The following is a 23451-nucleotide window of genomic DNA, read 5'->3' on the forward strand; positions in this document are numbered from 1 at the left end:
CACAATGGGCGCACAACTCCGGGTCTACAAGCAGAAGATCAGCTCTGCTCAGACGACCAAGAAGATCACGAAGGCGATGGAACTCATCGCGGCTTCGCGCATCCAGAAGGCGATGGCGCGTGTGCGCGCGTCGTCGCCCTTCGCGCGTGCCGTGACGAGGGCCGTCTCCGCCGTGGCGACGCACTCCAACGTCGACCACCCGCTGACCGTCGAACGCGAGACGATCCGCCGCTCTGCCGTCGTGATCTTCTCGTCCGACCGGGGCCTGGCGGGCGCGTTCAACTCGCAGATCCTCCGTGAGGGGCTCGAGCTCGCGCAGCTGCTGCGCGAGCAGGGCAAGGAGCCGGTGTTCTACCTGGTGGGCCGCAAGGCCGTCGGGTACTTCCAGTTCCGCCGCATGGAGAGCGCGGGGGAGTGGACGGGCGACACCGACACGCCGCACTTCTCGACCGCGGAAGAGATCGCGGCGGCACTGCTCGACGCGTACGACCGTGGCGGCGACAGCGGCGGCGTCGATGAGATCCACCTCGTCTACAACCGCTTCGTGAGCATGATGACGCAGTCTCCCGAGACGGTCCGCATGCTGCCGCTCGAGGTCGTCGAGGCCGAAGAGGACTCGTCGGCCCAGGTCTACCCGCTCTACGAGTTCGAGCCGGATGCCGCGACGGTGCTCGACGCGCTCCTGCCGGTGTACATCCAGAGCCGCGTGTTCAACGCCCTGCTGCAGTCGTCGGCCGCCAAGCACGCCGCGACGCAGAAGGCGATGAAGTCCGCGAGCGACAACGCCGACAAGCTCATCACCGACTACACGCGCCTGCGCAACAACGCGCGCCAGGCCGAGATCACCCAGCAGATCGCCGAGATCGTCGGCGGCGCCGACGCCCTGTCGTCCGGCAAGTGACCTGCTGCGCACGAGACCACACGAAAGAGAAGAAGCCATGAGCCTCACCGCTGAGAAGACCGCGACCGCGGTCGGACGCGTCGCGCGCGTCACCGGCCCGGTCGTCGACATCGAGTTCCCGCACGACGCGATCCCCGACATCTACAACGCGCTGAAGACCACCATCACGATCGGCGACGACTCGAGCGAGATCACGCTCGAGGTCGCCCAGCACCTCGGCGACGACCTCGTCCGCGCCATCTCGCTGAAGCCCACGGACGGCATGGTCCGCGGCCAGGAGGTGCGCGACACCGGCGGCCCCATCACGGTGCCCGTCGGCGACGTGACCAAGGGCAAGGTCTTCAACGTGACCGGCGACGTGCTGAACGGCGAGCCGGGCGAAAAGATCGAGATCACCGAGCGCTGGGGCATCCACCGCCAGGCGCCCTCGTTCGACCAGCTCGAGTCCAAGACCGAGATGTTCGAGACCGGCATCAAATCGATCGACCTGCTGACCCCCTACGTGCAGGGCGGCAAGATCGGCCTCTTCGGTGGTGCCGGCGTCGGCAAGACCGTCCTCATCCAGGAGATGATCCAGCGCGTCGCGCAGGACCACGGCGGTGTGTCGGTGTTCGCCGGTGTCGGCGAGCGCACCCGTGAGGGCAACGACCTCATCGGCGAGATGGAGGAGGCGGGCGTCTTCGACAAGACCGCGCTCGTCTTCGGCCAGATGGACGAGCCGCCGGGGACGCGTCTGCGCGTCGCCCTGTCGGCCCTGACGATGGCGGAGTACTTCCGCGACGTGCAGAAGCAGGACGTGCTGCTGTTCATCGACAACATCTTCCGCTTCACGCAGGCCGGCTCCGAGGTCTCGACGCTGCTGGGCCGTATGCCCTCGGCCGTGGGCTACCAGCCCAACCTCGCCGACGAGATGGGTGTGCTCCAGGAGCGCATCACCTCGACGCGCGGTCACTCGATCACCTCGCTCCAGGCGATCTACGTCCCCGCCGACGACTACACCGACCCGGCGCCGGCGACCACGTTCGCCCACCTCGACGCGACCACCGAACTCTCGCGTGAGATCGCGTCGAAGGGTCTGTACCCGGCCATCGACCCGCTGACCTCGACGAGCCGCATCCTGGACCCGCGCTACATCGGTGAGGACCACTACCGCGTGGCCACCGCCGTGAAGCAGATCCTCCAGAAGAACAAGGAACTGCAGGAGATCATCGCCATCCTCGGTGTCGACGAGCTCTCGGAAGAGGACAAGATCGTCGTCGCCCGCGCGCGCCGCATCCAGCAGTTCCTCTCGCAGAACACCTACATGGCGAAGAAGTTCACGGGTGTCGAGGGTTCGACGGTTCCGATCAAGGAGACCATCGAGTCGTTCGACGCGATCGTCAAGGGCGAGTTCGACCACGTCGCCGAGCAGGCGTTCTTCAACGTCGGCGGCATCTCCGACGTCGAAGAGGCATGGGCGCGCATCCAGAAGGAGAACGGCTGACATGCCGCTCAACGTCAGCCTCGTCTCCGCGGACGCGGAGGTCTGGTCGGGTGAGGCCTCGCTCGTGGTCGCCAAGACCGTCGAGGGCGAGATCGGCTTCATGAGCGGTCACGAGCCGGTGCTCGCGATCCTCGCCGAGGGTCAGGTGCGCATCACCGAGACCTCGGGAACCAAGATCGTTGCGAACGCGCAGGACGGCTTCCTCTCGATGGAGGGCGACGTGCTCACCATCGTGGCGGGCAACGCCGCGCTGATCTCCTGACGCCTGTCTTCGTCTGAAACGCCCCGAGCCGTTCATCGGCTCGGGGCGTTTCTTCGCCTGCGCCACCTCTTCGTTCCTCCTCTGTTCGTCCTCGACCCGGAAGGCTCGTCATGCTGATCCTGCTGCCGCCGTCCGAGACCAAGCGCGCCGGGGGAGCGGCCCGTCCGCTCGACGCTTCACGGCTCGCGCTGCCCGAGCTCGCCGGCCGGCGCGAAGCGGTCGTCACCGCTCTCGTCGCCCTCTCGGCCGACGACGACGCCGCTGCTCGCGTCCTCAAGCTCGGGCCGAAGCAGCGTGGCGAGATCGCCGTGAACGCGGCGCTGCGCGACGCGCCGACCATGCCGGCCGTGGACCGCTACACCGGCGTGCTCTACGACGCGCTGGGTGCGGCATCCCTCCCTTCCGCATCCCGACGGTGGCTGGGAGCGCACGTGCTCATCCACTCGGCCCCGTTCGGACCGGTGGGCGCGCTCGATGCGATCCCCGCGTACCGGCTGGGTGCAGGCGCCTCCCTCCCCGGCTCGCCCCCGTTGCGGCGGGTGTGGGCCGAGGCCGTGTCGGCGGCGCTCGAGGCGCTCGACCCGCGTTTCGTTCTCGACCTGCGGTCCGAGGCCTATGTCGCGCTCGGACCCGTGCCTGACGGTATCGCGAGCCGCTACCTGCGCGTCGTCGACGAGGGGCCCGACGGGGCTGTGCGCGCCCTCAACCACTTCAACAAGCACGCCAAGGGCGCGTTGGTTCGGCGCCTCGCCGACGAACGCCCGCGGATCTCGTCGGCCGCGGGGCTCGTGCGGTGGGCGGATGCGGCCGGCCTGCGAGTGCGGGAGTCGGCGGCCGGCGAGCTCGAGCTGTTCGCCTGACCCGTCGGCGTCCGCGGACGAAGGCCGGTCTCAGCGCTTCGTGTGCTGCGCGGTGCGCTCGGTGTTCTCGGCGATCGCGATCAGGGCGACGACGCCTTCGATGATGAACCTGAGCAGGATGACCGCGAGGAACGTCAGCACCGGCACCACGATGATCGTCGCGATGAGCGCGCTGATGCCGGCTCCCGGGTTGAACCACAGCATCGAGATGCCGCTCAGGATGCCGCCCACGAAGTAGACCACGAACCCGATGCCGATGGCGATGAGGCCGACCAGGTAGAAGACGCTCGCCAGTCGGCGCGTGATGAACGTGCGGAAGGACAGGTCGAACAGGGCGCCGAAGAACCCCTTGCCGACGTCGGCCACTTCGCCGACGACGGGCGGGACTCCGGTGTCGTCCGGGTCTGTCGTGGAGGGGGCGGATGCTGCGGCGTTCGCGGCAGCGGCAGCCGCCGTCTGATCGGGCAGCGGTGGGGGTGTGGGTGCGGACGGTGTCGGGTCGGTCATGGGTGGCCCTTCGGTCGGGGAATTGTGCTCAGGTTATCCACCGCCGCCGACGGGGGCCATCCCCCCGTTGCGGCGCGAATGCTGACAGGACGCTGTGAGCGTCGATAGCATGTGTCGAGCGGAGCCGGGCTCCGCGGCAGCGCCCCACATTTCCATCGACTCTGCGGAGGACGACTCATGGGTTATGACGACGGCAGCGGTTTCGGCGCGCTCATCGCGTGGCTGATCATCGCCCCCTTCCTGTTCCTGCTCGCGATCGCCGGCTACGTGATCGGCTCGTGGTTCCTGATGAAGGTCTTCGACAAGGCCGGCGTGCAGGGCCGCTGGCGGGCGTGGGTTCCCGTGTACAACTCGATGGTCGCGGCCAAGCTCGGCGACCTGTCGCCGTGGGTGATGCTGGGTGCCATGGTGGCGGCCGGCCTGCTCGGGCAGATCCCGGTCATCGGCTGGATCCTCAGCCTCGTCGGCGTGGCAGCCTGGGTTCTCGCGGGCTGGCGGATCGGGGTCAAGCTCGGGAAGGACTGGCCGCTGCTGCTGCTGTGGCTGATCCCGGGCATCGGCACGATCATCTGGGTCGGCATCCTGGCTTTCGACAGCTCGCGCTGGAACCCGAACGTCGCCCCGGCCCCGTGGCGCAACTCGTTCCTCGCCGACAACACCGTGTGGCAGGGCGTGCCGGTGCAGCCGGGTGCCCCCGTGCCGCCCGGAACGCCGGGCGCACCCGGCGCGCCCGCCGGCTACCAGCCGCCCGCGGGCTACGCGGCGCCGCCTGCCCCGCCCGCCGGGTATCCGGCTCCGCCCGCTCCGCCTGCCGGCTACACCGCCCCGCCCGCCGCGCCGGGCGCTCCGGTCCCGCCGCCGGCTCCGGTTCCGCCGGCCGCACCCGGGCCTGCGGCCGCCGAGCCCCCCGTGACGCCTCCGGCACCGCCTGCCCCTCCGGCGACCGAGCCGCCGGCCGCGCCGCCCGCGACGGAGCCGCCCACGACCGAGCCGCCGGCCGCGCCGGAGCCTCCCGAGGCCCCCAGGCAGTGACGGCACCGCAGCCCCTCGCCTGCCCGGCGAGGGGCTGCTGCGTGTCCGCGCACCGTGCTCGCGTGGAAGGGGTGTCCGGCCGCGCGACTAGCGTGGGGGCATGACCTCCTCTGTTCCGCTGCGCCGTGTGGGCGCCTCCGGCCTGCTCGTGTCCGCCGTCGGCCTGGGCTGCAACAACTTCGGTCGCGAGGGCACCCGCACCGAGACGCTGCAGGGCACCCGTGATGTGCTCGACGCGGCGATCGATGCCGGCCTCACGTTCCTCGACACCGCCGACATGTACGGCGGCGACCCGGGACTCTCCGAGATGCTGATGGGCGAAGCGCTGGAGGGTCGGCGCGACCAGGTGATCCTGGCGACGAAGTTCGGGCACCCCGGTCGCGACATGGGGTACCCGGCGTCGGGCGCGAAGGGCTCGAGGTCGTACATCCGGCGAGCGGTCGAGGCATCCCTCACCCGCCTGCGGACGGACTGGATCGATCTCTACCAGCTTCACGTCCCCGACAACGCCACGCCGATGGAGGAGACGCTCGACACGCTCGGCGACCTCGTGCGCGAGGGCAAGGTGCGCTACATCGGGCACTCGAACTTCTCGGGCTGGCAGATCGCCGAGGCCCACTTCACGGCGCTGATGCGTCGCGGGGTGCCGTACATCTCGGCGCAGAACCAGTACAGTCTGCTGTCGCGCGGCTCGGAGCGCAATGTGCTGCGCGCCGTCGAACGGTACGGCCTCGGCTTCTTCCCGTACTTCCCGCTTCACAACGGACTGCTCACCGGCAAGTTCACCCGCGACGACGCTCCGGCCGACTCGCGCATCATGCGGCAGCGCGCGAACCTGTACTACCAGGCGCCCTGGGACGCGCTGGAGGCCTACCAGGCGTTCTGCGACGACCGCGGCATCACGATGCTGCAGGCGACGTTCGGCTGGTTGCTGTCGCATCCGGCGCTCTCGAGCGTGATCGCCGGAGCGACCACCCCGGAGCAGGTGCGCGCGAACGCCGACGCGGCCACCGCGTGGACGCCGACGCCGGCGGACCTGCAGATCCTGGACGGCCTCTTCCCGCCGCCCGAAGCCGCCGCCTGAGCTGCCCGCCGTCGGCCGAGACGCGGCCGAGACGCGGCCGAGACGCGGTCGACCGCGGCTCCTGCGGTCATCGCGGGCACAGTTCGCCGACGGCGTACGCGCCGGGTTGTCGACGGCGCGCGGGCAGGCGTAGCGTCGCTTCTCGTGCGCGGTCCGCTATGCCCGGGGCCCGCGCCACGGAAAGGATCCGCCGTGCTCGGGAAGCTCCTGTGGCGATATCTGCGCCCTGCCTGGCCGCTCATCGTGGCCGTCGTGGTGTTCCAGCTGGCCCAGTCGATCGCATCGCTGTGGCTGCCGACGCTGAACGCCGACATCATCGACGAGGGCGTCGTCAAGGGCGACATCCCGTACATCTGGCAGACGGGCGGCGTGATGCTGCTGGTGAGCCTCGCGCAGGTGATCTGTTCGATCATCGCGGTGTACTTCGGCTCGCGACTGGCGATGGGCATGGGACGTGACCTGCGCGGTGACCTGTTCCACCGCGTCGTCGCCTTCTCGCAGCGCGAGGTGGGTCAGTTCGGGGCGCCGTCGCTCATCACGCGCAACACCAACGACGTGCAGCAGGTGCAGATGCTGGTCCAGGTGTCGGCGACGCTCATGGTCTCGGCACCGATCCTGGCGATCGGCGGCGTCATCATGGCGATCCGGCAGGATGTCGGTCTTTCCTGGCTGATGGCCGTGTCGATCCCGGTGCTGCTGATCATCGTCGGGCTGATCGTGACGCGCATGGTGCCGGCCTTCACGCAGATGCAGACGCGCATCGACCGGGTCAACCAGATCATGCGCGAGCAGCTGTCGGGCATCCGCGTCGTGCGCGCCTTCGTGCGCGAGCGGCAGGAGCGGGAGCGCTTCGCGAAGGCGAGCGACGACGTGAAGGACACCGCGCTGCGGGCCGGCAACCTGATGGCCCTGATGTTCCCGGCGGTCATGCTGGTGATGAACCTGTCGAGCGTCGCCGTCATCTGGTTCGGCGCCTTCCAGGTGCAGGACGACGGGGTGCAGATCGGCACGCTGTTCGCCTTCCTCAACTACCTCATGCAGATCCTCATGGGCGTCATGATGGCGACCTTCATGTTCGTCATGATCCCGCGCGCCGCGGTCTGCGCGAACCGGGTCGGCGAGGTGCTCGACACCCAGCCGTCCGTCTCGGCTCCCGCGGTGGCGGCCTCCGCTCCCGCGCCGGCGGGCCGGATCGAGTTCGACCACGTCGACTTCGCCTACCCGGGCGCCGAAGAGGCCGTGCTGCACGAGCTGACCTTCACCGTCGAGCCGGGCACGACGACCGCCGTCATCGGCTCGACCGGATCCGGCAAGACGACGCTGGTGAGCCTGGTGCCGCGCCTGTTCGACGTGACCGCGGGCGCGGTGCGCGTCGACGGCGTCGACGTGCGTGAGTACGACCCCGACGAGCTGTGGACCCGCGTCGGCCTCGTGCCGCAGCGCGCGTTCCTGTTCTCGGGCACCGTCGCGTCGAACCTGCGCTACGGCGATCACGACGCGACCGACGAACAGCTGTGGCAGGCTCTCGAGCTCGCACAGGGCGCCGACTTCGTGCGCGCCATGCCCGACGGCCTGCAGTCGCAGATCGCGCAGGGCGGCACGAACGTGTCGGGCGGTCAGCGACAGCGGCTCGCGATCGCGCGCGCCCTGGTCAAGCGGCCCGAGGTCTACATCTTCGACGACTCGTTCTCGGCATTGGATCTGAGGACGGATGCCGCCCTCCGGCGCGCCCTCGACACCCACCTGCCGGATGCGACACGGCTCGTCGTCGCGCAACGGGTCTCGACCATCCAGCACGCCGACCAGATCGTCGTGCTGGACCACGGCCGCATCGTGGGCATCGGAGCGCATGACGACCTCGTCGAGACGTGCGAGACCTACCGAGAGATCGTGGAGTCCCAGCTCGCGGCGGAGGCGGCGGCATGAGCGGCGCACGCAGCTCGGCCCCCGCGCGGCCGATGGGTGGGGGCGGCCGCGGTCCCTTCGGCGGCGGCGGGGGAGCGCCCGGTGGCAAGGCGCAGAACTTCGGCCCGAGTGCGAAGCGCCTGCTGGGCACGCTGCGCTCGGACACGCCGCGGCTGATCCTCGTGCTCGTGCTCGGCATCCTGTCGGTCACGCTCTCTGTCATCGGCCCCAAGCTGCTCGGCGAGGGCACGAACGTGGTGTTCGCCGGGTTCATCTCGCTTCAGGTCCCGGCGGGGGTCACGCAGCAGCAGGTCGTCGACCAGCTCGTCGCGTCCGGCAACCAGGACCAGGCGAACATGATCGCCGCCATGGACTTCGTCCCCGGTGCGGGCATCGACTTCCAACAACTGGCCTGGATCCTGTCGGCGGTGCTGGCCGTCTACCTGTTCTCGAGCATCTTCGGCTGGATCCAGGCGCGGGTCCTCAACGGCATCGTGCAGCGGGCCATGCACCGGCTGCGCCTGCAGGTCGAAGACAAGATCCACCGCCTGCCGCTGTCCTACTTCGACCGGGTGCAGCGCGGCGAGCTGCTCAGCCGTGTGACCAACGACGTCGACAACATCGGGCAGACGATGCAGCAGACGCTCTCGCAGCTGGTCGTCTCGCTCCTGACCGTCATCGGCGTGCTCGTCATGATGTTCCTCATCTCGCCGCTGCTGGCCGTGATCGCGCTCGTCACCATCCCGCTCACGCTGCTCATCACGGTGCTCGTCGCGCGTCGTTCGCAGAAGCTGTTCGTCCAGCAGTGGGCGCACACCGGCGTGCTCAACGCGCGGGTGGAAGAGACGTTCTCGGGTCATTCGATCGTCAAGGTGTTCGGCCATCAGGACGAGGTCGAGACCGACTTCCGCCGCGAGAACGACCAGCTCTACCGCGCGAGCTTCGGGGCGCAGTTCCTGTCGGGCGTGATCATGCCGGCGATGATGTTCATCGGCAATCTCGTCTACGTGGCGATCGCCGTCGTCGGCGGCCTGCAGGTGGCCGCCGGCCTCATGAGCATCGGCGATGTGCAGGCCTTCATCCAGTACTCGCGACAGTTCACGCAGCCTCTCAGCCAGCTGGGTTCCATGGCGAACCTGCTGCAGTCGGGCGTCGCGAGCGCCGAGCGCGTGTTCGAGCTGCTGGACGAGAAGGAGCAGACGCCCGACGACGCCGAGCCGCAGACCGCGCCCGACACGGCGAGCCGCCTGGAGTTCGACGGCGTGTCCTTCCGGTACGTCGAGGACAAGCCGCTGATCGAGGACCTGACGCTCGCCGCCCGGCCGGGCAGCACGGTCGCGATCGTCGGACCGACTGGCGCCGGCAAGACGACGCTCGTCAACCTCATCATGCGCTTCTACGACGTGGATTCGGGCCGCATCACACTGGACGGCGTCGATACGCTGCACATGACGCGCGACGACCTGCGTGCCCGCACCGGCATGGTCCTGCAGGATACGTGGCTGTTCGCCGGCACGATCCGAGAGAACATCCTCTACGGCCGGCCCGACGCGAGCGATGAGGAACTGGTCGCGGCGGCCACGGCCGCGTACGTGGACCGGTTCGTCCACGCGCTGCCCGACGGCTATGACACCGTGCTCGACGACGAGGCCACCAACCTCAGCGTCGGCGAGCGGCAGCTCGTGACGATCGCACGTGCGTTCCTCGCCGATCCGCGGATCCTGATCCTCGACGAGGCGACATCCTCGGTCGACACGCGCACCGAGCTGCTCATCCAGCGAGCGATGTCGCGGCTGCGTGAGGACCGGACGGCGTTCGTCATCGCCCACCGGCTGTCGACGATCCGTGACGCCGACCTCATCCTGGTGATGGAGAACGGCGCGATCGTCGAGCAGGGCTCGCACGATGAGCTGCTCGCGGCGAAGGGCGCGTACTGGCGCCTCTACAACGCCCAGTTCGAGGGTGCGATCGACGAGGACGAGCCCGTGCCGGTGCCGACGGTGCCGCTCGGCCCGCCGCCGACCACGGCCCAGATCGTCGTCGACGCACTCGCGGAGTCCGAAGAGGCGGCGGAGTGACCCACTAGTATGTGAGGACGCGGGGCCGCCCGGTCTCGATGCCGTCGATCGGGGAGGACAGGGCGTGCCCGAGGTACCCACCCAATCGCGCACCGTCCCGGTTCCCGGTGGCGTGCTCGAGCTCTCGTGGGCCGCTGCGACCGACACCGGTCGCCGCCGAGAGGTGAACCAGGACGCGTTCTTCGCGGACTACCCGCTCTTCGTCGTCGCCGACGGGATGGGCGGGCATGTCGGGGGAGAGATCGCCAGCGCCAGCACCATCGAGCGCCTGACGGCGGTCGCCGACGCCGGCGTCGTCACCCCGAAGACGATCGAGAAGGCGCTTGCCCGGGCAGTGAAGGACATCGCCTCGCACCCCGAGGCGACCGATGACGGCACCGGGACGACGGTGACCGGGGTCTTCCTCGACACCAGCGGCGAGGCCGCCCACTGGGTGACGCTCAACATCGGCGACTCGCGCGTGTATCTCGTGCGCGACGGCGCGATCGTGCAGATCACGACCGACCACTCCGTCGTGCAGGAACTCGTCGCGGCGGGCCGCCTCAGCCCCGAAGAGGCCGAGAACCATCCCTACGGCAATGTCATCACGCGCGCCGTCGGCCCGAGCGACGGCGTAAAGCCGGACTATGTGCGCCTCGACGTCGCCGACGGCGACCGCTTCGTGATCTGCTCGGACGGGCTGACGAAAGAGCTCACCGACTACGGCATCCGTCACTTCCTGGACGAGAACGCCGACCCCGCCGAAGCTGTGACGGCGATGATGGACGCGGCGCTCGAGAACGGCGGCCGCGACAACATCACCATCGTCGTCCTCGACGTCACGGATCCGTCCGCGCCGCGGTCCGACGACGAGCCGGCGGAGGACTCGGCCGAAGAGCCGCCGGCCGACACGGTCGACACGGCCGCCGTCGAGAACCTGGATGCCGACACCGCCGAGGCGAGGGACGACACTCCCTCCTCCACAGGCAAGTCCTGATCCCGGTTATCCCCGGATCGTGTCCTCGCGTTCCCACGCGCGGAGCCGATCGGGTGGACTGTCGGCGTGCGTACGACACCGCCTTCCCGCCTCGCCCCGCGTGCCCTCGTCCTGAGCGCCGCAGACGCTGACGACATCCTCGACGATGAGGCGCTCACGCTGCCGCCGGCCTGGACGCCTCCGCAGCGTCCGCCGCTGCCGGTCGTGGCCGCGGTCGTGCCGGTCGTCGGAGCCGTCGCCCTGTGGCTCGTGACCGGATCGGTGTTCGCGCTGTGGTTCGCGCTGCTCGGCCCGCTGATCGCCGCGGCGACGCTCTTCGATGCGCGTCGTGCTGCGCGCCGCGACGGGCGTCGTGCCGCCGCTGCTGCCGTCCGTGCGCGCGAACGGGTCCGCGTCGCGCTGGACGTGCGCCACGACGCCGAGCGTACGCAGCTGTGGCTGCGGCATCCCGACGTCTCGCGGTTCGACGTGCGCGAGGACGACATCTGGCGCGGGGGCGCGGTCGGCGCGCTGGTGGTGGGCGCGGGTGACCGGGCGAGCGCCATGCGGGTGACGGGGGGCGACGGCGATCCGGATGCTGCCGCTCTGCGTCGCCGGGCGGCCCGTGTGTCCGGGGCTCCGATAGCGGTGCCCGCGGCGGCAGGCGTCGTGGTCGTCGGACCCGACGCCCTCGCCGCGGCCGTGCAGCGCGCCCTCGTGCTGCAGCTGTGCCTCGCGCATGCTCCGGGCGAGCTCGGCATTCTGGAGCCCGTCGATCCGGAGTTCGACTGGTCGCAGACGCTGCCGCACCGCCTCGGCGCCCGGCCTGCTGTGCGCCTCGCGATCGTCGCGCCCGGCGGGCGCGTGCCGGCCGAGGCCGATGTCGCGGTCGCACGGTGCCGACCGGGCGACCCGCTGCCGCCCCGCTGCGCAGCCGTGATCTCGGTGTCGTCACCGGATGCCGCGCACCTCGACCACGCCGGTGAGAGCCTGCCCCTGCAGGTGGAGGCGCTGTCGCTCGCGCAGGCCGAGGCGATCGTCGCGGTGCTCGCCGCGCGGGCCGAGCACAGCCTCGGGATCTCGCGCGATGCTGGCGAGCCGATCGCACTGGCCGACCTGCGTGACGCGACGCCGGAACCCGCCGGCGGCGGACTCCCGGCGGTGATCGGCATCACTGACCGCGTGCCGTTCACGGTGGACCTCGTCCACGACGGCCCGCACGCGATCGTGGCGGGGGTCACCGGTTCCGGCAAGAGCGAGCTGCTCATCACGTGGGTCCTGGCGCTGTGCGCCACCAGGACGACCGATGAGGTCACCTTCCTGCTGGCCGACTTCAAGGGCGGCACGGCCTTCGACGCGCTGGCCGGCGTCCCGCACGTGACGGGGGTGATCACCGACCTCGACGGCGCCGGCGCCCGCCGTGCGATCGAGAGCCTGCGGGCCGAGCTGCGACGCCGCGAGTCGGCCATCGCGGCTGCGGGAGCGCGGGACATCCTCGACCCTCGGGTCAGGCTGCCGCGCCTGGTGGTGGTCGTCGACGAGTTCGCGGCGCTCCTGGCCGATCATCCGGAGCTCCACGCGGTGTTCGCGGACCTCGCCGCGCGCGGGCGCGCGCTCGGCATCCATCTGGTGCTGGGCACGCAGCGCGCCGCAGGCGTCATCCGTGAGAACCTCCTCGCCAACTGTCCGCTGCGGCTGAGCCTGCGCGTGACGGATCCGTCCGACAGCCGCGCGATCCTCGGTGTGGACGACGCCGCCCACCTGCCCGGCGGAGTCAGCGGGCGCGGCAGCGCGCTCGTGCGCCGCGCATCCGACTCCCGTCCGGTCGCGGTGCGGATCGCGCTGTCGGGACCGGACGACGTCGCGGCGACGGCTCTCCGCACCGGCGAGCGGGCGCCGCAGCGACCCTGGCTGCCGGAGCTCCCGCGCCAGGTGACCCTCGACGAACTGGAGCGGCGCCCGCCCGCCGTCTCCGGCGCATCCACCGCGGCCGGCGAGCTGCTGCTCGGCGTCGCCGACGAGCCCGAGCGGCAGCGACAGCCGACGCTCGCCCTCAGCCCCGCGGACCGAGCGCTGCTGGTGGTCGGCGGCCCAGGCTCGGGGGTGTCGAACACCCTCGCGCTCGTCGGGGCGCAGGCGACGCGGTCGGTGCGCGTTCCCGCAGACGCCGAGGGCCTCTGGGACGCCGTCGCCGCGCTCGCCGAACAGCCGCCGACCGCGGGGACCGTCGTCCTGGTCGACGACCTCGACGCGGTCGGTGCGCGGCTGCCGGCGGAGTATGCGCAGACCCTGTGGGAGCGGCTGGACGCCGCCGTGCGCCGGGCGGCGGACGAAGGCGCGATCGTCGTGGCCGGCGCACACCGCATGACCGGCCCGGTGTCGCGGCTCGCCGAGCTGTTCCCGAAGCGTCTGCTGCTGCCGTATCCGACCCGCATGGACCATGCCGCCGCCGGCGGCGAGCCGGCGTCGTTCGACCCGGGCGCTCCGGCCGGGCGCGGGTGGCTCGACGGACGCACGGTCCAGATCGCGCTGGCGCCGTCGCACGCCGGTGGCGCCTCACCCCTCGCCGATGCCCCGATCGATGCGCGCACCTCGGGTGACCGGCGGCCTCCGTGGGAGCCCGCCGGCCGACTGACTGGACTGGTCGCCCGGCGTTCGCCGGCCTCCCGCGCCGCGCTGGCCGCCTGGGAGGCGCGCGGGATCACGGTGAGCGGACTCGACGCGTACGCCGCCGACCCCACGGCGGGCGGAGCTGCGGCCGAGCGGGTCGTCGTCGCAGGTGAGCCCGAGGACTGGCAGCGGCACTGGAGGCTGCTCGCCGACATCCGCGGCGACCACGATCTGGTCGTGGACACGTCGTGTGCGGCCGAACTGCGCGTGCTCGTCGGGTACCGAGGCGTCGCCCCGTACTGCGAGCCCGGGCGCGGGCGGGCGTGGCTGGTGGCCGCCGGAGCCGATCCCGTCCGCATCGTCCTGCCCGCCTCCGATTCCGGCCGAACCGTCAGGACCGTGCTTTGACCGGGCCCTCTTCCTGCACCTAACGTCGCTCTGTGGCTACTTCCCCCATCGATCTCGATCGACCGGACGGCAAGGGGCTCGCGGCCGGGACGCTGGGACTATGGGGTTCCACCGTCATCGGCCTCGCCTCCACCGCACCGGTCTACTCCCTCGTCGCGACCCTCGGCTGGGTGGTGCTCGCCGTCGGCGCCCAGGCGCCCATCGCGTTCATCGTCGCGTTCATCCCGATGCTGTTCATCGCGTTCGCCTATCGCGAGCTCAACAACGCCGTGCCCGACTGCGGCACCACGTTCACGTGGGGCACCAAGGCGTTCGGCCCGGTCACCGGATGGCTGGGCGGCTGGGGCGTCGCCGTGGCCGGCATGGTCGTGCTCGCCAACCTCGCTCAGATCGGCGGCATCTACTTCTGGGCGCTGATCGACGGCATCATCGGCAGCCCCGAGGATGCGCTGCTGTCCGACAACGTGCCGCTGGTCACCGCCACCGGAGTGGTGTTCATCCTCGCGATGACGTGGATCAGCTGGCGCGGCGTCGAGATCGGCGAGCGCATCCAGAACGTGCTGCTCGGCATCCAGTACCTCGCCCTCGCGATCTTCGTCATCGCCGCGGTGTGGCAGTTCTTCACGGGCACGGCGCCGAACCCGACCCCGGTCGACTGGTCGTGGTTCAACCCGGCGGCCTTCACCGACTGGCACGGCTTCACCGAGGCCGTCCTGCTGGCGCTCTTCATCTACTGGGGCTGGGACACGTGCCTCGCCCTCAACGAAGAGACGAAGGATCCCAAGCGCATCCCGGGCCGCGCGGCGCTGCTCACGTGCGTGATCCTGCTCGTCACGTACGTGGGCGTCACGGTCGCGGCGATGATGTACGCCGGGCTCGGCGACACCGGGACGGGCCTGGGCAACGAGGCGAACGCCGACGACTTCTTCCTCTCCATCAAGGACGGCCTCCTCGGCCCGTTCGGCTGGGTGCTCGTCGTCGCGGTGCTCATCTCGGCCGTCTCGTCGACGCAGACGACGATCCTCCCGACGGCCCGCGGCACGCTCGCGATGGCGGCCTACCGCGCCCTGCCGCGCCGCTTCATGAACGTGCACCCGAAGTACAAGACGCCGTCGTTCTCGACGATTGTCATGGGCATCGTCGCCAGCGTGTACTACATCGGCATGACGCTCATCAGCGACAACATCCTGCAGGACTCGATCCTCTCGCTCGGCCTCGCCATCGCGTTCTACTACGGCATCACCGGGTATGCGAGCGTCTGGTACTTCCGCAAGGACCTCTTCACCTCGGCGCGCAACCTGTGGTTCAAGGGCATCTTCCCGCTGCTGGGGGCGCTCATGCTGACGTACGCGTTCATCCAGTCCGCGATCGACATGTGGGACGTCGACTACGGCTACACCGTGCTCTTCGGCATCGGCGGCACATTCGTCCTCGGCATCGGCTCGCTGCTGCTGGGCGTCGTCCTCATGCTGGTGTGGTGGATGTTCCCAGGTGCGAAGCCCTTCTTCCGCGGCGAGAGCCTCAACCGCGAGACACCCGTGCTCGTGCCCGAGGACCCCGCAGAGTTCACCCGCTCGATCGACGGCGGACTGGTCTGACCCGACGTGCCCCGTAAGGGGACGGATGCCGCACCCCGGTGCTCCGCGGAGCACCGGGGTGCGGCTGGGCCCACGCGCCCCGAGGCTCCGCGCGACGCGCCGGCGCCGCGCGGAGAGGGTGTGGGGACCAACGAACGCGTCAGGCGAGTGCCGACTCCAGCGGGACGAGCTCGAGTCCGTGCGCGGTGGCGACGCCGGGGTTGACGACGCGGCCGCCCTGCGTGTTGAGGCCCGCCGCGAGGGCGGCATCTGCGCGCAGCGCATCGCGCCACCCTCGTCCGGCGATCTGCCGCACGTAGGGGAGCGTCGTGTTCGTCAGCGCCGAGGTCGAGGTGTTCGGCACCGCGCCGGGCATGTTCGCGACGCAGTAGAACACCGTGTCGTGGACGCGGAAGGTCGGGTCGTCGTGGGTCGTCGGATGCGTGTCCTCGAAGCAGCCTCCCTGGTCTACGGCGATGTCGACGAGCACCGAACCCGGCCTCATGCGCGAGACCATGTCGTTGGTGACGAGCTTGGGCGCCTTGGCGCCGGGGATCAGCACGGAGCCGATCACGAGGTCGGAGGCGGTGACGGCGCGGTCGAGGTCGAGCGGGTTGGAGGCCGCGGTCTTCACCCGGCCCTGGAAGTGGTCGTCGAGGAACCGCAGCCGCTGGATGTTCGTGTCGAAGATCGTGACGTCGGCGCCCATGCCGGCGGAGATGTAGGCGGAGTTGGCTCCGGCGACGCCGCCGCCGATGACCGTCACGGTCGCGGGGCGCGTGCCGGGCACGCCCGACATCAGCAGGCCGAGCCCCCCTGCCGAGCGCATCAGCGTCGACGCGCCCACCATCGGTGCGAGGCGCCCGGCGACTTCGCTCATGGGAGCCAGCAGCGGCAGCCCGCCGCTCGGCAGCTGCACCGTCTCGTAGGCGATCGCGGTGACGCCGTCGGCGACCAGCCGTTCGGTCAGGGGCCGGTCCGCCGCCAGGTGCAGGTACGTGAAGATCACCAGATCGTCGCGGAAGTAGCCGTACTCCGAGGCGATCGGCTCCTTGACCTTGAGCAGCAGCTCCGCGCGCGCCCACACCTCCGCGGCGTCGTCGAGCATCACCGCACCGGCGGACTCGTACTCCGCATCCGGCATCGCTGAGCCGTCTCCGGCCCCGCGCTGCACGAACACCTCGTGCCCGGAGGCGACCAGGTCATGCACGCCCGCGGGGGTGAGGGCGACCCGATACTCGTTGTTCTTGACCTCGGTGGGGACACTGATCCTCATCGCGCGATCCTTTCCGCTCCGCCGTTGGAGCGCCTGGCTCCTCGTGGGAGCGCCTCTAGAAGGCGGGGCGGATGGCCCCGACATCCTGTCCGCCGCCGGTGACGGCCAGCGGAAGTCTCGACATCGTCGCGGCGACGTCGGAGGAATCGAGTGCGCCGTGCCGTTCCAGCAGGCGCAGTGCGACGGCGGTGGCGGCGCGGCCGCTGCCGTCGAGCATCTTGAGGGCCACTGTCGTGCCGTTCGGCGCGACCATCACCATGACGCCCTCGGCCCCGCCCTTGGCGAAGACGCCGAGGCTCTCGATGGCGATCGTGTCGGGGCGACCGGGACCGGCGATGGTCCACGGGTTCGCGCGCACGGCCTCGACGAGGGCGCCGGCGCTGCGGTGCAGCGCGAACGGCGACGAGGTCGACGAGTTGCCGATGCGGTGGATCGCGCGGGCCAGCCCGAACAGGGTCATCGCGTAGACCGGCGCGCCGCAGCCGTCGACGGCGGTGGCCGCGACCTTCTCGCCGATGAGTCGCTCGACGGTCTCGCGGATCAGCAGCTGCACGGGGTGCTCGGGTGCGAGATAGTCCTCGGCGGACCAGCCGTTGACGACGCTGGTGAGCAGCATCGTGGCGTGCTTGCCCGAGCAGTTCATGCGGATGCGCTGCGGCTGACCGAGCTCGCGCACGAGCTCGTCGCGTGCTGCCGCGTCGCCCGGCCACGCGGCCGGGCAGCCCAGGGCGCCCTCGCCGAGCTCGGCGGCGGCGAGGATGTCTCGGACGACCGCGGCATGGCGGTCCGTGCCGGAGTGGCTCGCCGTCGACAGGCCAAGCCGTTCGCCCTCGAGCGGGGCGCCGGCCGACAGGCATGCGAGCGCCTGCAGGGGCTTGAGGCTGGAACGGGGGAGGATCAGCGCGGTCGGATCGCCGAGCTTCTCGCTGACCGTGCCGTCGGCGCCGAGCACGATCGCAATGCCGGCATGCCGCGACTCGACGAAACCACTGCGTTCGACGACGGCGAGTTCCACGGCGTCGGCTGCGGCGAAGGTCTGCGGCACCCCGCAAGCCTACCGCCGTCGGGGAGCTCGGCCGTCATGTCAGACTGTCCGCATGCTGGGTGAGCACCGATACACCGTCCGGAGCACGTGGACCGGCGATCGCGGCACGGGGACGTCGGGGTACCGGGACTACGACCGGGCCGTCACGATCGAGGTCGACGGGAAGCCTGCGCTTGCAGCATCCGCAGACAAGCCCTTCCGCGGCGATCCGACGCGATGGAACCCAGAGGATCTGCTGCTCGCGGCACTCAGCGAATGCCACCTGCTGTCGTATCTGCACGCGTGCGTACAGGCCGGCGTCGTCGTCGTCGGGTACGACGACGAGGCCTCGGGCCTCATGGTCGAGGACGGCCGGGGCGGCGGTGCGTTCCGCGAGGTCGTGCTGCGGCCCCGCGTGACGGTGACCGATGAGGCGATGGTGGATGCCGCGACCACCGCGCACGCGCAAGCCCATGAGTGGTGCTTCATCGCGAACTCGGTGAATTTCGCGGTGCGCCACGAGCCCACGATCCTCGTGGCGGGTTCCTGACGGCGGGCGGCGCACCCGGTCCCTGAGCCTGTCGAAGCGGTCAGCGGCGCTCGTGCGGGAGCACCTGCTTGATGCGTTCGATCGGGTTCTGCGCCGGGACCTCGTTGTAGGCGCCGGCGAGCTCCTGACCCGACAGCGCGTGGATGGCGGCCATGATCTCGTCGGTGGCGAGGCGGCGCGCCTTGCCCGAAGCGGCCGGGCCGTGGTGGGCGAGATCGAGCGGAGCGCCGAAGCGGACCGTCACCCGCGGCGTGCGAGACGGCATCTTCGCCCCGACCGGCATGGCCTTGTCGGTCCCGATCAGCCCGACCGGCACGACCGGCGCGCCGGTCTGCAGCGCGAGGAAGGCCACCCCGGTGCGTCCCTTGTAGAGGCGCCCGTCGAGCGATCGCGTTCCTTCGGGGTACAGCGCCACGGCGCTGCCTTCGTCGAGCAGCTCTCGCTGCTGGTCGAGGGCGTCGAGGGCTGCCTGGCCGGCGCCGCGGTGCACCGGGATGGCGCCGATCGCGGTGAAGAACCACCGGGACGCGGGCTTCTCGAAGTAGCTCGCCTTCGCCAGGAAATGCACGGGCCGGGGAGCGGCGACGGGGATCACGATCGAGTCGATGAACGACAGATGGTTGCTCGCGAAGATGACCGCGCCGGACTTCGGGACGTTCGCCTTGCCTTCGATGCGGGGGCGGTACACCACTCGCGCCAAGGGTGCCAGGATCATGCGGCCGAAGAAGTAGGTGAGGCCCATCCGGCGGGCCGGAACGCCCGGCTGCACGATCGGCTCGACCTCGTCTGCGGTGTGGTCAGCGCCGGGAACGAGGTCTGAAGTCACCCGTAGAGGGTACTCCCCATTGCATTCCGGTATCGGCATAGCGCTTTCTCAGCACGAGCAGAGCAAAGATGCGAAAGGATGGAGGCTCCCCTTTCACCGACTAGAGGTTGTTCCGTGCGCATTCGTCCGCTCGCCGCTCTTTCCGCCGCCGCGCTGTCGGCCGTCCTGCTCGCCGGATGCTCCGCGTCGGACACGCCCGACACCGACTCCACGCCCACGCCGACCGCCACGTCGTCGGCGTGTGGACTCGACCCCAAGTCCGGTGCGGACTCCGAGGCGGTCACCGTCTCGGGCACCGCACCCACGCTGACGGCGCAGTCGCCGACAGACCTCGCCTTCAGCGAGCTGCAGCGCACGACCGTGACCGAGGGTGATGGGGAGGACCTGGCCGAGGGCCAGCTCGTGTCCGGCCAGTACGTCATCGTCGACCCGACCACCGGCGAGGTCGCGCTCGACTCGGCCACCACGTCTGCTGACGACTCGGGCCTCGTCCCGATCATCGTCTCGGGCAGCAGCATCTTCGGCTCGTCCGTGCTGTGCACGCCGCTCGGCTCGACCACGACGCTGACCATCCCGGGCAGCATGCTCGGCGACAGCGCACCCAACTACGTGGTCGCGGCGCAGTCCGTCGCCCAGCTGCCCACGACGGCCACCGGCGCCGCCCAGGAGCCGGTCGCGGGCATGCCCGAGGTCGCGCTCGCCGACGACGGCGAGCCCACGATCACCGTGGCCGACGACTTCGTCGCCCCCGACACCACGCAGGTCGCGAACCTCAAGACGGGTGACGGCCCGACGGTGAACTCGGGCGACACCGTGTTCGTGCAGTACAAAGGCGTCCTTCCCGACGGCACCGAGTTCGACTCCAGCTGGAGCCGTGGCGCGCCCGCCCAGTTCGAGACCACGGGTGTCGTGCAGGGCTTCCAGAAGGCGCTCGAGGGCCAGAACGTCGGCTCGCAGGTGGTCGCCGTCATCCCGGCGGCCGAGGGCTACGGCGACCAGGCGTCGGGCTCGATCCCGGCGAACTCGCCGCTGATCTTCGTGGTCGACATCCTCGGCGTCCAGCGCACGCCCCAGCAGTAGTCGGCGTCCTCATCCGGCCCGCCGATAGGCTGGCCGGATGCGGCGCGTCCTCATCCTCGGCTCCACCGGCTCCATCGGAACGCAGGCGCTCGACGTCGTGCGGGCCAACCCGCGACGCTTCGAGGTCGTCGGCCTCGCGGCAGGCTCGGACCGGGCCGGACTCGGGGCGCAGGCGGCCGAGTTCGGCGTGGAGAACACGGCGCTGGGCGCGGTGGAGGCCGAGCAGCTCGTGCGCGACGTCGAGGCCGACGTCGTGCTCAACGGCATCACCGGCTCGGTGGGGCTCGGCCCGACCCTGGCGGCGCTCGAGACGGGGCGCACCCTCGCCCTCGCCAACAAGGAATCGCTCATCGTCGGCGGCGATCTGGTCACCGCCATCGCGCAGCCGGGTCAGATCGTGCCCGTCGACTCGGAGCACTCGGCGCTCGCCCAGGCACTGCGGTCGGGAGAGCGCCACGAGGTCCGGCGGCTCGTGCTGACGGCATCCGGGGGTCCCTTCCGCGGCCGCAGCCGCGCATCGCTCGAGGACGTCACGCCGGGCGAGGCCCTCGCGCACCCCACGTGGGACATGGGGCGCGTCGTCACGACCAACTCGGCCACGCTCGTCAACAAGGGCCTCGAGGTGATCGAGGCACACCTGCTGTTCGGCGTGCCGTACGCCGAGATCGACGTCGTGGTGCACCCGCAGTCGATCGTCCACTCGATGGTCGAGTTCGTCGACGGATCCACGATCGCGCAGGCCTCGCCGCCCGACATGCGCCTGCCCATCTCGCTCGGACTCGACTGGCCGAACCGTGTCGCGGGCGTCGGCGTGCCGCTGGACTGGACGACCGCGACATCGTGGACGTTCGAGCCGCTCGACGACGCCGCGTTCCCCGCGGTGCGACTGTCCAAGCAGGTCGGTCGCGCGGGCGGGACGTACCCGGCGGTGTTCAACGCGGCCAACGAGCAGGCGGTCGATGCGTTCCACGAGGGGCGACTGGGCTTCCTCGGCATCGTCGACACCGTCGCGCGCGTCGTCGACGCCCACGAGGCGCCCGACGTCCTCACCCGCGAGGCGCTCGCCGAGGCCGAGGTGTGGGCACGCCGGACCGCCGACAAGGCGATCGCCGCGGCATCCTGACCCCTCCCCGTCGCGCGGGTCGACGCCGACGCACCCGCACTGAACATGTTCACTTGCGCTGTTTGTACGCCCGAGGGCCGAAAACGCGTACGTTCAGCGCAAGTGAAATGATTCAGCGGCGGGTTCGGGGTCACCACCGCGTCATGCCGCGAGGAGGTCTGGCCACCGGCAGGTCAGGCCGTCAGCCGGCCGGTCGCGCCGGGCTGCGGGGGCGTCAGGCCCCGGGATAGACCGGCCGGAGCGGATCGGATGCCGGCGTCTCGTCCTCGGGGTACGGCACCGGCCAGTGCGGCTCGGGGACGGGCCAGCCCGCATCGCGCAGCGCGCGGCGGGCGAGCTCACGCGCGGAGTACGGCGTGCGGACGCCGCGGATGTCGCGGTAGTCCTGGTGCCCGGGGCCGATCCACAGGATCGCGTCGCCGTCGTCGACGAGTGCGACGGCTTCGATGATCGCCCGCTCGGGCGGCGAGAACTCCAGGATCTCGGCATCCGGCCGGGCACGACGGGCGCCCTCGATGAGCGTCGCACGGATCGAGTCGGGGTCTTCGAAGCGCGGATGGTGGTCGGTGATCACCAGGATGTCGCTGCCTTCGACGGCCGTGCGCCCCATGTCGTGGCGCTTGGTCGAGTCGCGATCGCCGTCCGCGCCCATGACCATGACGACCTTGCCCGGCGTCACGCGTCGCACGGCGGCGAGCGTCTTCTCGAACGCGTCGGGGGAGTGGCCGAAGTCGACATAGACGGCGGGACCCGTGTCACCTGAGACGCGCTGCGTGCGGCCGGGCAGGTAGGCCTCGATGCTCTGGCCGTCGAGCGCGTCGACGAGGCGCTCCCACGCGTAGCCGCCCTCGAGGATCATCACGATCGCCAGTCCCGCGTTGGCGGCCATGTGCCGGCCGATCACCGGGACGAGCGTGGTGAGGGTGCGACCGTCGCGCGCAGTCAGGCGGAACTCGGTGCCGACCTGGCGCTCGTCGAGGATCTCGACGACCCAGTCGGCGGCGGCTGCGGCATCCGGATCCGAGGCGAGGGCCGGCGTGCCGACCGTGACCGTCGGCACCTCGCTGCGGGCGACGACCTCCGCGCCGGGCGCGGAGTCCACGCACACGACGGCGCGGCGGGCCCGATCGGCGCGGAACAGCGGGAGCTTCGCCTCGAAGTACTCGCGCATGTCGGCGTAGTCGTCGAGGTGGTCGTGGGTGAGGTTCGTGAAACCGGCGACGTCGAACACGATGCCGTCGACGCGGCGACGGCTGAGCGCCTGTGCGCTGACCTCGACCGCGACCGCCTCGACGCCGCGCTCGCGCATGAGAGCCAGCAGCGCGTGCATCTCGTACGCCTCGGGGGTGGTCAGGCGCGACACGATGACCTGGCCGGCGATGTGCCGCTCGGCCGTCGACGAGAGTCCGCTGGTGACGCCGAGCTGGCCGAGGATCCCCTCGAGCAGGTGCGACACGCTGGTCTTTCCGTTGGTCCCGGTGGTGCCGAAGAGCGTGGGGAGGTCGTCGTCTCGGCCGGTGCTGTACACCCAGGCCGACAGCTCGCCGAGCAGCGCCCGCGGGTTCTCGACCAGCAGCACGGGCAGCCCGCTCGCCGCCGCGACGTCCGCTCCGGCGGCGTCGGTCACGATGGCGACGGCGCCTTTCTCAGCGGCGGCGGCGGCGAACTCCGCGCCGTGGCGGTTGACCCCCTGCACCGCGACGAACACGTCCCCCGGGCGCAGGTCGGCGGTCGCGAGGGTGAGTCCCGTCAGCGTCGCGTCGGCGACATCGCCGCGGACGTCGACGGCGAATCGCCCCGCGAGATCGGCGACGGTGTGGGTCGGCGGCGCGTCGGGGCGGAGTACCGGGGGAAGGTTCGAGGGCGCGTCAGTCGGCATGGCGCATCCATCTTCGCACGGCGCTTGCCGC

At 70.8% G+C, this 23451-nt stretch carries 19 protein-coding genes; 14 read left to right on the top strand and 5 right to left on the bottom strand.

The features are described 5' to 3' along the window. Positions 1-4 precede the first annotated feature (4 nt). The 4 genes from IF188_RS16895 to IF188_RS16910 all read left to right on the top strand — a co-directional run bounded on the left by IF188_RS16895 (position 5) and on the right by IF188_RS16910 (position 3506). A complete protein-coding gene (locus IF188_RS16895; RefSeq protein WP_018172095.1) occupies positions 5-901 on the top strand; it encodes a F0F1 ATP synthase subunit gamma in 897 nt (298 codons plus the stop codon). A gap of 37 nt (positions 902-938) precedes the next feature. Then, complete coding sequence (atpD, locus tag IF188_RS16900) at positions 939-2384, top strand: F0F1 ATP synthase subunit beta (protein ID WP_191172971.1); 1446 nt, start codon at positions 939-941, stop codon at positions 2382-2384. Position 2385: 1 nt separating this feature from the next. Continuing rightward, positions 2386-2646 carry a F0F1 ATP synthase subunit epsilon gene (locus IF188_RS16905; protein ID WP_141893092.1) on the top strand — a complete coding sequence of 87 codons (261 nt, stop codon included), beginning with the start codon at positions 2386-2388 and terminating at the stop codon, positions 2644-2646. A gap of 110 nt (positions 2647-2756) precedes the next feature. Then, positions 2757-3506 (top strand): YaaA family protein, encoded by a 750-nt coding sequence (locus tag IF188_RS16910; protein WP_191172972.1) that lies wholly within the window; start codon positions 2757-2759, stop codon positions 3504-3506. A 30-nt stretch (positions 3507-3536) separates the two neighbouring features. Here the strand turns inward: IF188_RS16910 and IF188_RS16915 are convergent, their stop codons facing one another. Further along, the gene (locus tag IF188_RS16915) at positions 3537-4013 is read right to left on the bottom strand and encodes a DUF4282 domain-containing protein (protein ID WP_191172973.1); all 477 of its coding nucleotides are present in this window, start codon (positions 4011-4013) and stop codon (positions 3537-3539) included. Positions 4014-4190: 177 nt separating this feature from the next. Here IF188_RS16915 and IF188_RS16920 point away from each other — a divergent pair, with 177 nt between their 5' ends. From IF188_RS16920 to IF188_RS16950, 7 genes are all read left to right on the top strand, one after another. Further along, a complete protein-coding gene (locus IF188_RS16920; RefSeq protein ID WP_191172974.1) occupies positions 4191-5045 on the top strand; it encodes a large exoprotein in 855 nt (284 codons plus the stop codon). Positions 5046-5145: 100 nt separating this feature from the next. Continuing rightward, entirely contained in the window at positions 5146-6129 is a 984-nt protein-coding gene (locus tag IF188_RS16925; RefSeq protein WP_191172975.1) for an aldo/keto reductase, read from the top strand. A 192-nt stretch (positions 6130-6321) separates the two neighbouring features. Beyond that, positions 6322-8055, top strand: a complete 1734-nt coding sequence (locus tag IF188_RS16930) for an ABC transporter ATP-binding protein (RefSeq protein WP_191172976.1) — start codon at positions 6322-6324, stop codon at positions 8053-8055. Further along, positions 8052-10112 carry an ABC transporter ATP-binding protein gene (locus IF188_RS16935; protein WP_191172977.1) on the top strand — a complete coding sequence of 687 codons (2061 nt, stop codon included), beginning with the start codon at positions 8052-8054 and terminating at the stop codon, positions 10110-10112. The genes IF188_RS16930 and IF188_RS16935 overlap by 4 nt, the downstream gene beginning before the upstream one ends. Before the next feature lie 64 nt (positions 10113-10176). Further along, positions 10177-11088 carry a PP2C family protein-serine/threonine phosphatase gene (locus tag IF188_RS16940; protein WP_318152917.1) on the top strand — a complete coding sequence of 304 codons (912 nt, stop codon included), beginning with the start codon at positions 10177-10179 and terminating at the stop codon, positions 11086-11088. 66 nt (positions 11089-11154) lie between these two features. Next, positions 11155-14085 (top strand): FtsK/SpoIIIE domain-containing protein, encoded by a 2931-nt coding sequence (locus tag IF188_RS16945; RefSeq protein ID WP_191172978.1) that lies wholly within the window; start codon positions 11155-11157, stop codon positions 14083-14085. A 32-nt stretch (positions 14086-14117) separates the two neighbouring features. Further along, complete coding sequence (locus IF188_RS16950) at positions 14118-15683, top strand: APC family permease (protein ID WP_191172979.1); 1566 nt, start codon at positions 14118-14120, stop codon at positions 15681-15683. A 139-nt stretch (positions 15684-15822) separates the two neighbouring features. Here IF188_RS16950 and ald read toward each other — a convergent pair whose 3' ends face one another. Then, complete coding sequence (ald, locus tag IF188_RS16955) at positions 15823-16938, bottom strand: alanine dehydrogenase (RefSeq protein ID WP_191172980.1); 1116 nt, start codon at positions 16936-16938, stop codon at positions 15823-15825. Between the two features lie 55 nt (positions 16939-16993). Further along, on the bottom strand, positions 16994-17983 hold the full coding sequence (locus IF188_RS16960) for an asparaginase (protein ID WP_191172981.1): 990 nt from the start codon (positions 17981-17983) through the stop codon (positions 16994-16996). Between the two features lie 52 nt (positions 17984-18035). Here IF188_RS16960 and IF188_RS16965 point away from each other — a divergent pair, with 52 nt between their 5' ends. Next, positions 18036-18512: an OsmC family protein gene (locus IF188_RS16965; RefSeq protein WP_191172982.1), complete on the top strand. Its 477-nt coding sequence runs from the start codon at positions 18036-18038 to the stop codon at positions 18510-18512. Between the two features lie 40 nt (positions 18513-18552). On the opposite strand, the gene IF188_RS16970 is transcribed toward IF188_RS16965, so the two are convergent. Next, positions 18553-19254 carry a lysophospholipid acyltransferase family protein gene (locus IF188_RS16970; protein WP_191173014.1) on the bottom strand — a complete coding sequence of 234 codons (702 nt, stop codon included), beginning with the start codon at positions 19252-19254 and terminating at the stop codon, positions 18553-18555. A gap of 198 nt (positions 19255-19452) precedes the next feature. On the opposite strand from IF188_RS16970, the gene IF188_RS16975 reads away from it, so the two are divergent. Then, positions 19453-20418, top strand: coding sequence for an FKBP-type peptidyl-prolyl cis-trans isomerase (locus IF188_RS16975; RefSeq protein WP_191172983.1), 966 nt, complete (start codon positions 19453-19455; stop codon positions 20416-20418). A gap of 37 nt (positions 20419-20455) precedes the next feature. Next, on the top strand, positions 20456-21541 hold the full coding sequence (dxr, locus tag IF188_RS16980) for a 1-deoxy-D-xylulose-5-phosphate reductoisomerase (RefSeq protein ID WP_191172984.1): 1086 nt from the start codon (positions 20456-20458) through the stop codon (positions 21539-21541). 214 nt (positions 21542-21755) lie between these two features. On the opposite strand, the gene IF188_RS16985 is transcribed toward dxr, so the two are convergent. Further along, a complete protein-coding gene (locus tag IF188_RS16985) occupies positions 21756-23420 on the bottom strand; it encodes a Mur ligase family protein (protein WP_191172985.1) in 1665 nt (554 codons plus the stop codon). Positions 23421-23451: the final 31 nt, after the last annotated feature.

Origin of the sequence: Microbacterium helvum (genome assembly GCF_014779795.1) — a bacterium.
Lineage (GTDB): Bacteria > Actinomycetota > Actinomycetes > Actinomycetales > Microbacteriaceae > Microbacterium > Microbacterium helvum.